The sequence below is a fragment of the Peptoniphilus sp. SGI.035 genome (assembly GCF_050315115.1).
Taxonomy (GTDB): Bacteria; Bacillota; Clostridia; order Tissierellales; family Peptoniphilaceae; genus Peptoniphilus_A.
The window spans coordinates 1-16,130 of record NZ_JBNPOJ010000027.1 but is presented as its reverse complement, the minus strand read 5'-3'; the positions used below and the strand labels follow the sequence as shown (position 1 = coordinate 16,130).

Annotated in this window: 16 protein-coding genes; 13 read left to right on the top strand and 3 right to left on the bottom strand. The window is 31.7% G+C overall.

Annotated features, from left to right (window positions below):
• Positions 1-39: 39 nt before the first annotated feature.
• Positions 40-1,074 carry a DUF2871 family protein gene (locus ACQRC6_RS09160; RefSeq protein ID WP_427848646.1) on the bottom strand — a complete coding sequence of 345 codons (1,035 nt, stop codon included), beginning with the start codon at positions 1,072-1,074 and terminating at the stop codon, positions 40-42.
• Positions 1,071-1,616, bottom strand: a complete 546-nt coding sequence (locus ACQRC6_RS09155) for a TetR/AcrR family transcriptional regulator (protein ID WP_293559103.1) — start codon at positions 1,614-1,616, stop codon at positions 1,071-1,073. The genes ACQRC6_RS09160 and ACQRC6_RS09155 overlap by 4 nt, the downstream gene beginning before the upstream one ends.
• Positions 1,617-1,821: 205 nt before the next feature.
• Between ACQRC6_RS09155 and ACQRC6_RS09150 the strand changes: the two genes are divergently transcribed.
• From ACQRC6_RS09150 to ACQRC6_RS09115, 8 genes are all read left to right on the top strand, one after another.
• A complete protein-coding gene (locus ACQRC6_RS09150; RefSeq protein ID WP_293559101.1) occupies positions 1,822-2,256 on the top strand; it encodes a universal stress protein in 435 nt (144 codons plus the stop codon).
• A 337-nt stretch (positions 2,257-2,593) separates the two neighbouring features.
• A complete protein-coding gene (locus ACQRC6_RS09145; protein WP_427848645.1) occupies positions 2,594-3,736 on the top strand; it encodes an acyl-CoA dehydrogenase in 1,143 nt (380 codons plus the stop codon).
• 18 nt (positions 3,737-3,754) lie between these two features.
• Positions 3,755-4,552 carry an electron transfer flavoprotein subunit beta/FixA family protein gene (locus ACQRC6_RS09140; protein WP_293559097.1) on the top strand — a complete coding sequence of 266 codons (798 nt, stop codon included), beginning with the start codon at positions 3,755-3,757 and terminating at the stop codon, positions 4,550-4,552.
• 14 nt (positions 4,553-4,566) lie between these two features.
• Positions 4,567-5,574: an electron transfer flavoprotein subunit alpha/FixB family protein gene (locus ACQRC6_RS09135; RefSeq protein WP_427848644.1), complete on the top strand. Its 1,008-nt coding sequence runs from the start codon at positions 4,567-4,569 to the stop codon at positions 5,572-5,574.
• Positions 5,575-6,107: 533 nt separating this feature from the next.
• Positions 6,108-7,031, top strand: coding sequence for a branched-chain amino acid transaminase (locus tag ACQRC6_RS09130; protein WP_427848643.1), 924 nt, complete (start codon positions 6,108-6,110; stop codon positions 7,029-7,031).
• A gap of 367 nt (positions 7,032-7,398) precedes the next feature.
• Positions 7,399-8,520 carry an FAD:protein FMN transferase gene (locus tag ACQRC6_RS09125; protein WP_427848642.1) on the top strand — a complete coding sequence of 374 codons (1,122 nt, stop codon included), beginning with the start codon at positions 7,399-7,401 and terminating at the stop codon, positions 8,518-8,520.
• Between the two features lie 8 nt (positions 8,521-8,528).
• Complete coding sequence (locus tag ACQRC6_RS09120) at positions 8,529-9,026, top strand: hypothetical protein (protein WP_427848641.1); 498 nt, start codon at positions 8,529-8,531, stop codon at positions 9,024-9,026.
• 8 nt (positions 9,027-9,034) lie between these two features.
• The gene (locus ACQRC6_RS09115; RefSeq protein WP_427848640.1) at positions 9,035-9,541 is read left to right on the top strand and encodes a phosphatidylglycerophosphatase A family protein; all 507 of its coding nucleotides are present in this window, start codon (positions 9,035-9,037) and stop codon (positions 9,539-9,541) included.
• Here ACQRC6_RS09115 and ACQRC6_RS09110 read toward each other — a convergent pair whose 3' ends face one another.
• Positions 9,542-10,186: a Crp/Fnr family transcriptional regulator gene (locus ACQRC6_RS09110; RefSeq protein ID WP_427848639.1), complete on the bottom strand. Its 645-nt coding sequence runs from the start codon at positions 10,184-10,186 to the stop codon at positions 9,542-9,544.
• A gap of 120 nt (positions 10,187-10,306) precedes the next feature.
• On the opposite strand from ACQRC6_RS09110, the gene ACQRC6_RS09105 reads away from it, so the two are divergent.
• From ACQRC6_RS09105 to ACQRC6_RS09085, 5 genes are all read left to right on the top strand, one after another.
• On the top strand, positions 10,307-10,579 hold the full coding sequence (locus tag ACQRC6_RS09105) for an NAD(P)H-dependent oxidoreductase subunit E (protein WP_005957852.1): 273 nt from the start codon (positions 10,307-10,309) through the stop codon (positions 10,577-10,579).
• 12 nt (positions 10,580-10,591) lie between these two features.
• Positions 10,592-12,100: a 4Fe-4S dicluster domain-containing protein gene (locus tag ACQRC6_RS09100; RefSeq protein ID WP_427848638.1), complete on the top strand. Its 1,509-nt coding sequence runs from the start codon at positions 10,592-10,594 to the stop codon at positions 12,098-12,100.
• A gap of 148 nt (positions 12,101-12,248) precedes the next feature.
• Positions 12,249-12,677, top strand: coding sequence for a 50S ribosomal protein L13 (rplM, locus tag ACQRC6_RS09095; protein ID WP_427848637.1), 429 nt, complete (start codon positions 12,249-12,251; stop codon positions 12,675-12,677).
• 12 nt (positions 12,678-12,689) lie between these two features.
• Complete coding sequence (rpsI, locus tag ACQRC6_RS09090) at positions 12,690-13,082, top strand: 30S ribosomal protein S9 (protein WP_427848636.1); 393 nt, start codon at positions 12,690-12,692, stop codon at positions 13,080-13,082.
• A 978-nt stretch (positions 13,083-14,060) separates the two neighbouring features.
• Positions 14,061-16,130 (top strand): leucine-rich repeat domain-containing protein (locus ACQRC6_RS09085; protein WP_427848635.1); only part of this gene is annotated, 2,070 nt, incomplete at its 3' end.

Below are 16,130 nucleotides of genomic sequence, written 5' to 3'. Positions count from 1 at the left end.
CTTTAATTAGTGTTTAGTATTAAAACAAGGGATAAAATTTTAAGCCTTTAATACTTCTCTTGACCTTAAACTCATTATAGAAATTAAAATTATAGAAAGGGTTATTAATATATGACCTATGCCAGAGATTGAAGTCATTGCAATTTTCACAGAGTTTAATATGGGATAACTATCAACTAGACCATGTAAAAACATTGTAGTAAAGCTAAAGTAAATTCCAAAGTTGTAAACTCTAATAAGTTTTTCTAATTTTTTATTTGGTATTTCTAAATTTTTTGCAATTAAATAAAATATTGCAAGGAATACAAATCCAAGTACAATTAGGTGAGTGTGAACAAATGCCATTTTAACATCAACTGGATAAATTTTTCCAAGTTCGCGATAAACTGCTCCGGCAAGTATGCCTGATAATAAATAAGAAATTGCAAATTCCATAATATATTTTTTCTCAAAATCTTTTTTTAGATTTTTGTAAAGTTTAATTACTATTAAAACATACATAATAGTCTTTGGCATCATAAGCATACCTATTATTGGATACACATTTTTTAATAACACAACTGGAACATAGAATAAAAAGCTAAAAAGTACATAAATGTATAAATTTTTAAATTCTTTTATATTTTTATTTTTGAATAAGAGCAATATGTCAATTATTCCCATTAAAACAAAGGGTAAATTGGATATTAAGTCCATCTCTTCGCTGTGATTAAAACTAATGATTACAGTTGCAATTCTAATTACAAATAAAAGAATTAGGAAAGTATCAAGTCCCTTCTTCTGCATATTGTTTTTCTTCTTGATGTAATAATAAAATAGCAAATAAAAAATTGACATGGTAATAGCGGAAACTCTAGTACCCAAAAATAGTCCAAAGCTATTTTCTATAAATCCATTTTCAGATACATTTGCAATAATTCTTGGCACAAGGTGAAAGGAATCGCCAAGTCCTAAAAGCAATGCCATGGATCCTAAAATTTTGCTATCATTATTTTCTATTAAAAGCATTCTTATGCCGAGAAAAATTATTAAGCTAAGATAAAATCCATCAAAAAATATTTCAAATTGATTCATAATATACCTCCTAACAGCCAATTGATGAAATTGTTACAAACTTCTAAAAATTTATCTTTGTCGTAGTCGCAAGTTATGCTCTCTTTTATAAGTTCGTGAAAGACCGACATAATGTAAAGCATTTTTTGGTACAAAATATCTGATAGATTTTCTCGTAAAAAGCTTTTGCCATGAGTTATAAAATAATTTTCAAAGATAAAAAATTTTGGTCTGTAAAGTTTTTTTAAATTTTTGTCGTAAAGTTCTGTCGTTAAAAAATTTCTATAAGCCTTCAATGTTACTTCTAAATTTTTATTATTTTCTTCATATAAATTAAAAAAAGTGTGATGAACCTCACCTGTTTCTCTCTTAAGAACAGTGAAGTAAGAATCTTCGATATCTTCAAAGTATTGGTAGAAAGATCCTCTAGCTATGCCAAGCTTTTTAACTATGCCAGAGACATTTATATTTTTAACATCTTCTTCTTCAAAGTATTCCTTTAAACTTTCATAAATTTTTTCTTTTTTCTCTTTGTCTAAGTTTTTAAAAGTATTTTTAGCCATACTACCCTCCTCAATGACACTGTGTCATTTTGTTTATAATAAATCTTTATACTCCACTTGTCAAATATATTTTAAAATAATTCAAAATCAAAGATATATCAAAGTTAATACTTCATCTTTATAAAGAATTACAATATTTTTTAAAAATATCTATTTTTGGGTATAATAAAAACAGAAAATACTTAGAATTTTATAGGAGGTAGAAATGAAAATATTAGTACCAATTGATGGATCAAAGAGTTCAAAAAAATCAATAGACGTAGCAAGAGATATGGGAGAAAAATTAGGAGCAGATCTTATTGTTTTAACTGTTACTCCAGAAACTTCTATCTTTGAACAATATCCAGCTAACTTTAATTTCACACTTGAAATAGACAAGGCTAATGTTGAAAGGGCAGAGATGATACTTAAAGATGCAGAAACAGATTTAAGCGGATATCCAAACAAAGTTGAAACTTTTTACACTTCTGGAAATCCTGGCGAACAAATCTGTAAATTTGCTGACGAAAAGGATGTTGACTTTATTATAATGGGCAACAGAGGGCTAGGTGCTTTTTCTAGAACACTTTTAGGTTCTGTATCTAATAAAGTAATAAATCATTCAAAGAAATCTGTGCTTGTAGTTAAGTCAGATATTTAACAGGGGCGGTTATCCGCCTTTTATTTTTTTTGTTTTAAGAAAAAATTCAATTAATATTTTGTAAAATTTCATAAAAACATTATCACTATTTTTGCTTTTTTAAGAGTAAAGTTAGTATCACATACTTTTAGTTAAATAATGATAAGAATTTGACTAAAATTTTTATTTTTATTTGAAAAAATTTACTTTATTTTCAATTTCAAATTTATGGCAAATTTATTTATTGCTTGCTTTTTTAATTAAAGATGCCTTGAAAAACAAGCACATAATGATATAATAGAAATAACGTATGTTAATTAAATAACATTCTTTATAATAATTGTTAGGGGGATTTTAAATGGATTTTAGAATGGACAAGGAACATCTATTGTTACAACAAATGTATCGTGCATTTGCTGAAACTGAAGTTGAACCTGTTGCTGCTGATGTAGATGCAACAGAAGAAGTTCCTATGGAAAATGTAAAAAAAATGGCCAGATATGGTTTCTTCGGAATACCATTTCCTAAAGAATACGGTGGACAAGGTGCAGATTATTTAGCTTACGCTATGGCAGTAGAAGAACTTTCTAAGAAATGTGCTACAACTGGTGTAATTGTTTCTGCTCATACTTCACTATGCTGTGCTCCAATTTATGAAAATGGAACAGAAGAACAAAAGAAAAAATACTTACCAGATTTACTAGCAGGTAAAAAAATCGGTGCTTTCGGACTTACTGAACCAGGTGCTGGTACTGACGCAAGTGGTCAAAGAACAACTGCCGTACTTGACGGTGATGAATATGTACTTAATGGATCAAAAATCTTTATTACAAACGCAGGATTTGCTGATGTATTTATAATTATCGCAATGACTGATAGATCTAAGGGAAATCACGGAATTTCTGCTTTCATAGTTGAAAGAGGAACTCCAGGATTTAAAGTTGGTGAACCAGAAGACAAGATGGGTATCAGAGGTTCTTCTACTTGTGAACTTATCTTTGAAGATTGCAGAATTCCTAAAGAAAATCTTCTTGGAAGAGAAGGTAAAGGATTTAAACTTGCAATGAAAACTCTTGATGGTGGTAGAATTGGTATCGCATCTCAAGCTCTTGGTATTGCAGAAGGTGCAATTGATGAAACAGTTAAATACACTTCTGAAAGAAAACAATTTGGAAGAAGAATTTCTCAATTCCAAAACACTCAATTTGAGCTTGCAGATATGAAAACTACTGCAGAAGCAGCTCAATTATTAGTTTATAGAGCAGCTGATGCTAAAGGTAATGGCGAAGCTTACGGACACTATGCAGCTATGGCTAAATTATTTGCAGCAGAAGCAGCAAGTGATATAACTAGAAGATGTCTTCAATTATTCGGTGGATACGGATACACTCGTGATTATCCAATAGAAAGAATGATGAGAGATGCTAAGATCACTGAAATTTACGAAGGTACATCTGAAGTAATGAAGATGGTTGTATCTGGCTGGATGGGCGTTAAATAATCGGAAGGAGTATTATAGATGAATATAGTAGTATGTATTAAACAAGTACCTGATACTAATGAAGTTAAACTTGACCCTGTTACTAACACTCTTATTAGAGATGGCGTGCCAAGTATTATAAACCCTGATGATAAATCAGGACTTGAAGTTGCACTTAGACTTAAAGATGAGAATCCAGATACCCACGTAACAGTTTTATCAATGGGACCTGGACAAGCAGAAGCTGCATTAAGAGAAGCTCTTGCAATGGGAGCAGACGAAGGAATCCTTGTAAGTGATAGAGCTTTTGGTGGAGCTGACACTTGGGCTACATCTTGCACAATCACTGCAGCTCTTGAACACTTAGATTATGATTTAATTATCTGTGGTAGACAAGCTATCGATGGAGATACTGCACAAGTTGGACCACAAATTGCTGAACACATTGGAGTGCCACAAGTTTCTTATGTTGAAGAACTTGAACTAGATAAAGATATGAAGGGTATTACTGTTAAGAGACAATTTGAAGACAGATATCACATAATTAATGTTAAATTCCCATGCTTAATTACTGCAATTGCAGAATTAGCAGAACCTAGATATATGACAATTGGTAAAGTTTTTGAAGCTTACCAAAAAGAAATCAAAGTTTGGGGTCTTGAAGATATTAAAGACAAACTTGATTTGGCAAACATAGGACTTAAAGGATCACCTACTAAGGTTAAAAAATCTTTCCCTAAACAAGGTAAAGGTAAAGGCGTTCTTTTAACTGACCTTACTGCTGACGAAGCAGCTCAAGCTATCGTTGCTAAACTTCAAGAAAAGTATATTATCTAATTGGGGGTTTAAAAATGAGTAAAGATGTATTTGTATTTGTAGAACAAAGAGACAATAAACTTGAAAAAGTTGGAATAGAACTTTTAGGAAAAGCAAGAGAACTTGCTGACAATCTTGGACAAGATGTTGTTGCAATGTTACTTGGCGAAAAAGTTAAAGATCACGCTGAGACTCTTATCAGACACGGAGCTGATAAAGTTCTTGTAGTAGAAGATAAAATGCTTAAAGAATATGTTACTGAACCATATGCTAAAGCAATTACACAAATTATAAAAGAAAAAGACCCTGAAATCGTAATTTACGGGGCATCATCAATAGGTCGTGACCTTGCGCCAAGACTAGCAGCAAGAATTCACACAGGACTTACTGCTGACTGTACTAAACTAGAAATAGATGAAGAATCTAAGAACCTTATGATGACAAGACCTGCTTTTGGCGGTAACTTAATGGCAACTATCCTTTGTGAAGATTTTAGACCACAAATGGCAACAGTTAGACCTGGAGTTATGCAAGCACTTGACTCTGATGATTCTAGAAAAGGTGAAATTGAAGAAATTAAAGTTGACTTCACTGACGCTGACATGAATATTGAAATTAAAGACATTGCTAAACAAGAATCTCAAAAGAAAGATATCACAGAAGCTAAAATCTTAGTATCTGGTGGTCGTGGAATTGGTGGACCAGAAGGATTTAAACCTCTTCAAGAACTTGCTGACAAATTAGACGCAGAAATTTCTGCATCAAGAGCATCTGTAGATTCAGGTTGGATAACTAAGGATCACCAAGTTGGACAAACTGGTAAGACAGTTAGACCAGAACTTTACTTTGCAATGGGTATCTCTGGAGCAATCCAACACGTTGCAGGTATGGAAGATTCTGATCTTATTATCGCTGTCAACAAAGACCCAGAAGCAGCAATTTTTGAAATTGCAGACCTTGGTGTAGTTGGCGATATTAATGCAGTTGTTCCAAAACTTATCGATGCAATCGAAAGAGAACAAAGAATTAAAGCTGAAATTTAATTAGTTTTGCTATATACTAAATATTTGAGAGACTCGAGTTATCGAGTCTCTTTTTAGTGTAAATTAAAAGAGCGCTTGATTTTAATAATGATAATCGATACAATAAAATTGATAGAAATTAGTAGTGGAGTATGTGATTTAAAAATAAGTTGTCAAGGATACAAAAATGAAAAAAATAAAGGGAGAAGTTTTTAGAATAATTATTATTTTAATTGTTCAAATATTAATTAGCTACATAGTTTCGATGTATCTTTATAATTCTTGGAATTTAAAGGAGCTATTTTTTAATTACAGTTTTTTAGTGTTTTGGGGCTCATATTTAATTTGTGTTTTGTTAGTTAATATAATAAAAAATATATTTAGAAAAAAATAATGTTTTATCAATGCCTATTGATAAATTTTTTAAGAGATTCCATAGTTTGAGTCTCTTTTTAATTTAGATTTTAATTAATATGTAAAACTAGATTTTTGTTTACAAATGTGATAAAATTTATTTCAATAAATTTTTTAAAATAATAAATGGAGGGGAGATAATGGATAAGTCTTACGTTTTTTATAATGGAGAAATCATCGAAGAGGAAAAGGTATCAGTAAGTATTAGATCAAGAGTCGTAAATTATGGATTAGGTGTTTTTGAAGGTATTCGTGCTTATTGGAGCGATGAAGATCAAGAACTTTATGGATTTAAGTTAATTGAACACTACAAAAGATTTTTACAATCAGCAAAGGTAGTTAATTTAAAAATTGATTATACTGCAGAAGAACTTGCAGATTTTACAATTGAACTTTTAAGAAAAAATGGATATAAGCAAACTACTTATATAAGACCTATTGCCTATAAAGATACTAAAACTGTTGGGGTTAGTATTGAAGGACATGAAGATGATGTGGTGGCAATTTATTTGCAACCAATGGGAAAGTACATGGAACAAGAAGAATTTAGAGTTAAAGTTTCATCATGGGTAAGAATTGCAGACAATATGCTTCCACCAAGAACTAAGGCTACTGCAGGTTATCTCAACTCAGCACTTGCATCACTAGAAGCAAAGAGAGCAGGATATGATGAGGCTGTATTGCTAAACAGAAATGGCTATGTATGTGAAGGTCCAGGCGAAAATATTTTTATTTTCAAAAAAGGAAAATTAATTACGCCACCAGCTTCAGACGATATATTGGAAGGTATTACAAGAGATTTAGTAATGCAACTTGCAAGGGAAGAACTTGGAATTGAATGTGTAGAAAAATCAATAGCAAGAACTGAACTTTATAATGCAGATGAAGTTTTCTTCTCTGGAACAGCTATGGAAGTTGCTCCTGTAGTTGAAGTCGACGATATAAAAGTTGCTGACGGCAAGCCAGGCGAAATTTGTATGAAGTTAAAGGAACTTTTTGCAGATATAACTCATGGTAGAAATGAAAAATACAAAGATTCATTGAGACCAGTTTATGGTAAATAAAAATTTTTTATAAAATTTATAGAAAGTATCGGTATAGGATTATTGCCTATGCCGATTTTTTTGTTGAAAATAATTTTTTAAAGACATTTTGATTTTATAGAAATTATTTTTCAAAAGGTGCTGAATAAAAATAGACAAATTTTACTATTATATTTAGGAACATGAATATGTGAAGAATATTTATATTATTTTACAAATTATAAATTTAAGCTTGTAAGGCAAGAGCGGCTAAGGTTAATCAATGAGAATAAATTATTTTATTTAAAGACTTTTTAACGTAGTTTTAAATTTTAAATCTTTGAAGCAAGTGTGAAACAATATATTGTAAAAACATGGTTTTAAATGGTATCATATAAAAGGTGATATTATGAAAAAGATAATTCTTGCCTTGACTTTGGGAGGACTTTTAATTTTCTCTGGTTGCGGCGATAAAAATGTTAATAATAAAAATACAAATCAAAAAAAACAAAACTCAGTTTCTCAAGAAGTTAAAAAAGATGGAAAAAAACACGAATTGGAATTTTACGATACCTTTGATACTGTTATAGATATTGCAATTTTTTCTGATTCCGATGATTTTGCAAATGATAATTTAGGATATGCAAAGGAAAGGTATGAGGAACTCCACAAACTTTTTGACAATTATAAAAATTATGATGGAATTACAAATGTGAAAACTATTAACGACAATGCTGGCGTCAAGCCAGCTGCTGTGGACGAGACATTATTTAATCTTATAAAGGGTTCCGTTGATGATTATAATAATATTTCTCACAAGACGAATATTGCACTTGGACCTGTTACTGAGCTTTGGAATGAGTACAGAGATCTTTATGAATCTGGAAAGACTAAAGAAGAAGTGATAAAGCTAAAGGGAGAGGCAATTCCTAGTGATGAAGAGTTGGAAAAGCTACGTCCTTTCACAAAGGTAGAGAACATTAAATTAAATGAAGATACAAGGGAAGTCTATATAGACAAGGGTATGAAACTTGATTTAGGTGCAACTGCCAAGGGATTTGCAACTGAGATTGTGGCAAAGGAACTTGAAGAAAGAGGAGTTAAATCAGCAGTAATTTCTGCTGGTGGAAATGTTAGAATAATTGGAAAGCCAGTTGATGGTCGCGACAATTTTAAAATTGGAATTCAAAATCCTAATATGGAAAGTGAAAAATCAATTATCGCCGTTGTCAATGTAGTCAACACTTCTATTGTAACTAGTGGCGATTATCAAAGGTATTTTGATTTAGATGGCAAGAGATACTGCCACATAATAGATCCTGACACTTTAAAGCCTGCCACAAATTTGAAATCCGTAACTATTATTAAGGAAGATTCTGGGCTTTCTGACTTTTTATCGACAGCTGCCTTTAATTCGAAGGATGAAGATATAGAATCTTTGTCAGAAAAAACTGATTCTGCAATTATCTGGGTTGATAAGGACATGAACTTAAAGATGACAGAGAATGCAGCTAAGTATATTGACCACTAGGAGTCATTATGAGAAATAACACTAGAGGTTTAATTTTTCACATCTTAATAATTTTCATAACTTTTGCCATAGCTGCAATTATTAATTTAAGCAATAGCATGAGAAATTTAGTATACGGAAATATTTTTTTTAAATTTATTTTAGTTGCTGTAATTGTGCTACTATATTACAATTTTGGAAAACTGCTTTCAAAGAGAAATGCAAGGAGTCTTGACTTTTTTGCAGGCAATTTAATTTTTTTAATAGGAACAATTTTATTTGCCCTTGGACTTTTGGGACTTGGAAAAGAAATTTTCAAAGCTTCAATTGGCGGAAGTTATTGGAAGTTTCCACTGGAATTCTTTTTAATGCCCGAAGTTTATGCAATTAAGGTATTGGGAATAAATTACAATGCCCTTAGTCTTCTTATTGCCACGCTAATGCCGGGATTTATTTACGGAATTAGCATAAAAATTTCCAGAGCAAAGATGATTAAAAGGAATAGAATTAAAAATAGAAGAAAGTAGGAGGATGTATGAAGAATTCAATTTATAAATACGACAGCGAAGAGCTTTACAATCACGCTGTCAATAGATTAAAAGATTTTGGCGTTGAACTAATTGAAATTGCAAAACTTGTACAGGAATTGCAAGTCGAATATATTGAGGGTTTGGATCTTGAAAGATGTCTTGACAGTGTAAAGAGTGTAATAAAAAAGAGGGATTCCGTTCACGCTATTCTAACGGGACTTGCCCTTGACGACTTGGCAAATGAAGGAAAATTACCTGAGCCAATTCAATCAATAATCCACGATGACGAAGGGTTATATGGTGTTGATGAAATATTAACTCTTGGGATTGTGAATATGTATGGCACCATTGGTCTTACAAACTTTGGCTATCTCGACAAGAAAAAAATTGGAATAATAAAAGAACTTGACGAAAAGAAAAAAGTTGAAAGAGTAACTACTTTTGCAGATGACTTGGTGGCAGCAATAGCCGCAGCAGCATCTGCAAGAATAGCACATCAAAATAGAAAATAATTATAATATGCGGAAGGTCTTATTGTGATAATCAATGAGACCTTCTTTTTTTAGTTTAGAAAGTTCACGGGAAAGGGAAGAACGGTTTAAATTTAAAAATTGTGCCAGTTCTGTTATGTTGAAGTCAATGGTAAAGTACTTTGAGTGACTTTTGCGAGCCTCTGTTGATAAGAAATACAAAATTTTTGCACGAGAAGTTGGAAGTGTCAAAAGATTTAATTTGTCGCGCATAAATAAATTTTTGCCGGCAAGAATTTTTATTAAATTATCCTTAACTTTTTCCTTTGATTTTAAATTTTCACTTGAAAAAGAATTGTAGTCGAAGAAAATTATTTCTGTATCCATAGTTGTAACTACGGATAGAGGAATTTCACCTACATTTTTTATTAAAATTGATTCGGCAAAAAGAGCAGGTGCAGATAATTTTGATAAAATAGTTTTGTTGCCAAAGGCATCGTCCATTTCCAATTCTACTTGTCCCTTTAATAGTATGCCAAAGTAATTTATGTAATCTCCCACATTAAAAACAGTACTTTTATTTTTATAAACTTTTATATCTGAGAGATAATTTTTAACTTCATCTAGTTCTATTTCATCTAAATTTTTGAATAACTGCAAACTTGTAAGTATATTTGAAAGTTCCATATAACACCTCAACTATATTTTAACATTATAGGGAATAATAATATTAAAAAAAATCACATGATGATTGAAGAAGTGATTGTTAAATGTTAAACTATCATTATAGAATAAAGAGGAGGATATATGAAAGTTACTATTTGCATGGGTGCTAGGTGCACTCTTATGGGAGCTAATGCTATATACGACGCAGTAGAGTACTTACAAGACCATTTGTGTGGGCCTGAGTCTGAACTTTGTTCTGCAGAAAATTTGGAAGTTGAATTTGCACACTGCTTAAATTATTGCAAGATCCACAATAACGAAGCATCACCAGTTGTAATTGTAGATGATGAAATTATGCTAAAGGCTACCGCTCAGGAAGTTAGTGCAAAAATTATCGATAAATTGAGAATATAGTAAGGGGAAGAAATGAAAGAAACTTATGGAACACTTGTCGACATCAGAAGAAAAGTTTTTGCTGAAGTTGCAAGAATTGCATATAATGACATAGATATTTCCGCCCTTGAAGAGTCCAGTTACAAAATTGTGCCTGGTGAAGTGGCGAGATATAGAAGTGATATTTTTAGAGAAAGAGCAGTTGTTGACGAGAGACTTAGACTAGCTATGGGGCTAGATGTTAGAGAAATTGGAGTATTTAAAAATGTAACTGACGGTTTTGATAAAGTAGACATAGACACAAATGCTTATGAAAAACCGCTTATAAATGTAATAAAATTTGGTTGTGAAGCTTGTCCAACTAAGGCGTATTACACGACAGATAATTGTAGAAAATGCCTTGCACATCCATGTATAAATGTATGTCCAGTAAATGCAATTTCTATGGGGAAAGACAGAACTATAATTGACAAGGACAAATGTGTTAAATGTGGAAGATGTCACGATGCATGTCCTTATTCTGCAATTATAAAATATGAAAGACCATGTGCAGCAGCTTGTGGTGTAAATGCAATTGGTTCAGACGAGTATGGAAGAGCTGAAATAGATCAAGATAAATGTGTTGCATGTGGAAGGTGTATTGCAGAATGTCCCTTTGGAGCAATTTCTGACAAGACACAAATTTTCCAGTTAATAAAGGCGATAAAATCGGGCAAAAAAGTTTACGGAGCCATTGCACCTTCATACATAGGACAATTTGGTGCAAATACAAGTGCAAAACAAATAATTGAAGCAATAAAATTACTTGGTTTTGAAGATGTAATAGAAGTTGCTCTTGGAGCAGATTTAACCACTCTTCATGAAGCAAAGGAATATCTCGAAAGAGTACCTCAAGATATACCATTTATGGGTACAAGCTGTTGTTTTTCATGGACTCTTATGATAAAAAATGAGTTCCCAGAATTTTTTGACCAAGTTTCTGACTCAGGTTCGCCAATGAGATATACTGCAAATCACATAAAGGCAAAGGATCCTAATGCGGTGGTAGTATTTATTGGACCTTGCACTTCAAAAAAATTAGAAGCAATTGATACAAAGGTTAAATCCGATGTTGACTTTGTAATAACTTTTGAAGAACTTATGGGAATGTTTGTAGCAAAAAATATTGAACCTTCAGAAATAAAAGTTGAAGAAGGAGTCGAAGATGGTTCAGCACTTGGACGTGGATACCCAATTGCAGGTGGAGTTGCCGAATCAGTAAAAGTTGTTGCAGAAAAAATGGCTCCAGACAGAGAAATAAACATTCAAGGAGCACACACACTTTCTGAATGTATGAAGATGCTAAAAATTGCAAAGGCTGGAAAGCTAGATGGATATTTACTAGAAGGAATGGCTTGCCCTGGTGGTTGCATAGCAGGTGTAGGAACTATTGCATCAGTAAATAGAGTTAAAAAGCAAATTGAAAAATTCAAAAAGGAATCAATTTATCCAACTCCTCTAGAAAATGCAAATATAGAAAAAGAGAGAGAAAATATATTGTAAATTAAATATTTAATTAATTGCAAAAAATGCGAAAATAAATAAAAAAATCCATCATAAATATTGACAAATTAGGCTGCGTAGTCTAAAATATAGGTCATGTTTAAAAAGCCCCGGAATAATTTTTTAAACTATTTAGGAGGAAAATTCATTGAAAAGCTACATGGCTAAAGCAAATGAAGTTGAAAGAAAATGGTATGTAATTGATGCAGAAGGCAAAGTCCTTGGTAGATTAGCATCTGAAATTGCAAGCGTACTAAGAGGAAAGAGAAAACCTATCTTTACACCACATGTGGACTGTGGAGATTTTGTAATTGTAATTAATGCAGACAAAGTTGTATTGACAGGAAATAAATTAAATCAAAAAATTCACGCATATCATACTGGATATCCAGGCGGAAGAAAAGAAATTGTCTATTCTGAAATGATTGAAAAAAGACCAGAGAAAGTTATTGAACTAGCTGTTAAGGGAATGCTTCCTAAAAACAGACTTGGTAGAAAGATGATCAAAAAACTTAAGGTTTATGCTGGAAGCGAACATCCACACGAAGCACAAACACCTGAAGTATACGAATTTTAATTGGAGGTAAGAATGGATACTATACAATACAGAGGTACTGGAAGAAGAAAAAAATCCATCGCTCAAGTTAGACTTCTACCTGGCAATGGAAAATTTACAATTAACGGAAAAGATATTGATGAATATTTTGATTTTGAAACTCTAAGAACAGTTGCAAAAGCACCACTTGAACTTACTGACACAGAAGCATCTTTTGATGTAATTGTTAAAGTAATTGGTGGCGGCTACTCAGGACAAGCAGGTGCTGTAAGGCATGGTGTTGCAAGAGCACTTCTTGAAGTTGATCCTGAATACAGATCAGTTCTTAAAAAAGCAGGTTTCTTAACAAGAGATCCGAGAATGAAGGAAAGAAAGAAATACGGTCTTAAAAAAGCAAGACGTTCTCCACAATTCTCAAAAAGATAATTTTATATCATTTTACAAAAGCCTTGGAAACAGGGCTTTTTTGTTTGCTCTATTAATTAAGTTCTAAATGGGATAAGTTAAGTTTAGAAGATTTTCAAAAGATAAAAAAGAAGGGCAATAGGATTATAATAACTTCTAGCATTACATAATTTGCATACAAACATTTAATTATTGACTAAATGGAGTGCAGCAACAAATAATCATAGAAATAAATAATTATACATTGACATAGTAATTGGGAACAGGATAAAATTAAAACAATAAAGGTATTTGTATTTTTAACAGAAGAATTCAAAATAGCAAATAGATAAAAATAAACAGTCATGAGGAAAATTAAGTATCAAATTTTGAATGAAAAATAACAGATATTGTACCAGCATTAAAATAACTCTCGAGTGGAATCAATATACACTGCAATCTTAGCAACACATATAGATATAAAGATTCTTTCGCTTTTTATTCTATATAAAATGAGATGATGTAGAGAGATTTTACTTTAAAGCTAGATACAGAAATTTGAAATAAAAGTGATTGCATACATTAACAATAATTAAGTTACAAGATAAAAAAACAAAGGGCTAAATAAAATGTAAATATCAACTACAGAATATAATTTTTAAAAGAGAAAATTAAACCCTTTCAGATTTTGTAAAACTTATTTATAAATTTTCAGATAAAGTTTTATAATAGTTATAAACTCATTAAAAATTTGTAAGATTGGTGCATAAATTTGCTGAAAACTTTAAACTTCTATTGCGACCTTTGTTTTTGTAAAGAAAAAATCTCATTTGCAAATGAAATTTTTAAAATACGATGACTTATTTTGTAGTTGAAATATATTTGAAAGGAGTTGAAAAAAGGAATTAATATAAAAACTCTTGATAAATAAAATTAAAAAAACATAAAAATAATAAGGAGTGAAAAATGATAGTGAAAAAGAATCAGAGCCAAATATTATGTTTATTTTTGGCATTTCTAATGATTTTAACAATAATTCCTCTCCAGGCATTTGCAGAGAAAGAAACTAGTCAAAATATTAGAAATGAAAAAGAAAATATAGTCAATGGTTCAAGTGTTAGAGAAAACACTGGCGATAAGGGAATTGCCGCAAATGCTGCCCCAGAATTAAGGGCTACTAGTGGAACTGGTGTTGCAATTGATGAAGAGCACTTTCCAAATCAAAAGTTTAGAGATCATGTAAAAGAATATGATAAAGACAAGAATGGTATTCTTTCTCAGGAGGAACTTGATGCGGTTACAGAGATTAATTGCATTAACAAGGGAATTAGGGACTTTACGGGTATAGAACATTTTAAGAAACTTAAGGTGTTTTATTGCAACTCTAATAGTCTAATTACATTAGATGTAAGTAAGAACACAGCTCTTGAGCATCTTTATTGTTTGGGCAATCAATTAAGCGCATTAGACTTAAGCAAGAACCTAGCCCTTAAGGAACTTAATTGTGGATACAATAAATTAAGTATATTAGATGTAAGTAAGAACACAGCTCTTGAGCATCTTTATTGTTTAGGCAATCAATTAAGCACATTAGACTTAAGCAAGAACCTAGCCCTTAAACATCTTGATTGCAAAAAGAATAAACTAAATACATTAGAGGTAAGAAACAATACAGCTCTTGTGGAGCTTCATTGCAGTGAAAATAAACTAAGTGCATTAGACTTAAGTAAAAACCTAGCTCTTGTGGAGCTTAATTGTGATGAAAATCAACTAAGTACACTGGACGTAAGCAAGAATTTAGCGCTTAAAAAACTTTGGTGTAATAAAAATCATCTAACTAGCTTGGATTTAAGTAAAAATGAAAAAATAAAAAATTTTAACGGAAATGATGAAAAATATACAATCGAAGTCGATAAAAAAGACTTGAGTTTTGACCTTGCGAGCTTACCAGGGAATTTTAACCCTGCACTGACAAGCGACTGGGAAAGAGCTACCATTTCAGATTCAACTCTAAAACTTAATTCGTCAAAGCCTTCCTTCGTAAAATATAGATATAAAGTAAATGATTATGAAGATTTGCGTGTTACTCTAAATATTGATTATGTCGATAAATTTGCAGTATCTTTTGATTCCGGTGATGGAAGTGGCAATATGGAACCAGTGAAAGTTACCAAAAACAGTAACTATAAATTGCCGCAATGTACTTTCACAGCCCCAGCTGGCAAAGAATTCAGTGCTTGGGAAGTAAATAGTGTGGAAAAGAAAGTCGGCGAAGAAATTAATGTAAAAGAAGATATTACAGTAAAAGCCCTTTGGAAAGACAAACAAGCAGTAACACCAGCAGACCCCGAAATAGTAGGACCAGTAAATCCATTAGATCCGAATGTAAAAATTTCAAATGTTAATAATTATTGGAAAGTAATATTTAAATCAGAAGATGCAACAAAGGGAAAAGTAGCAGAAGAAGATACAGTATATGTATTAAAGATAGCAAACAAAACATTAGCAGACTTGGTGTCAAAAGCACCAGCTACAACAGCAAATGCAGGATTTGAATTTGAAAATTGGACACCAGCATTAGATGCAAGCACAAAGATAGACAAAGACATAACAGTAAAAGCAAACTTCAAGAAAGCTGGAACAACACCAGTAACACCAGCAGACCCCGAAATAGTAGGACCAGTAAACCCATTAGATCCGAATGTAAAAATTTCAAATGTTAATAATTATTGGAAAGTAATATTTAAATCAGAAGATGCAACAAAGGGAAAAGTAGCAGAAGAAGATACAGTATATGTATTAAAGACAGCAAACAAAACATTAGCAGATATTACAGCACCAGCTACAACACCAGCAAAGGGATACGAATTTGAAAAGTGGACACCAGCATTAGAAGCAAGCACAAAGATAAATAACAATCTAACAGTAAACGCAAACTTCAAAGCAAAAGACATAGTAAAAGTTGGAGCAGACCCTAAGACTCAAGTACCAGAAGGATATACAAGAGTAACATTTGACGCAACAGAAAATGGAACAATAGAGGGAACAAATAGATACAAAGTATTAGATATCCTAACAGGAACAACATGG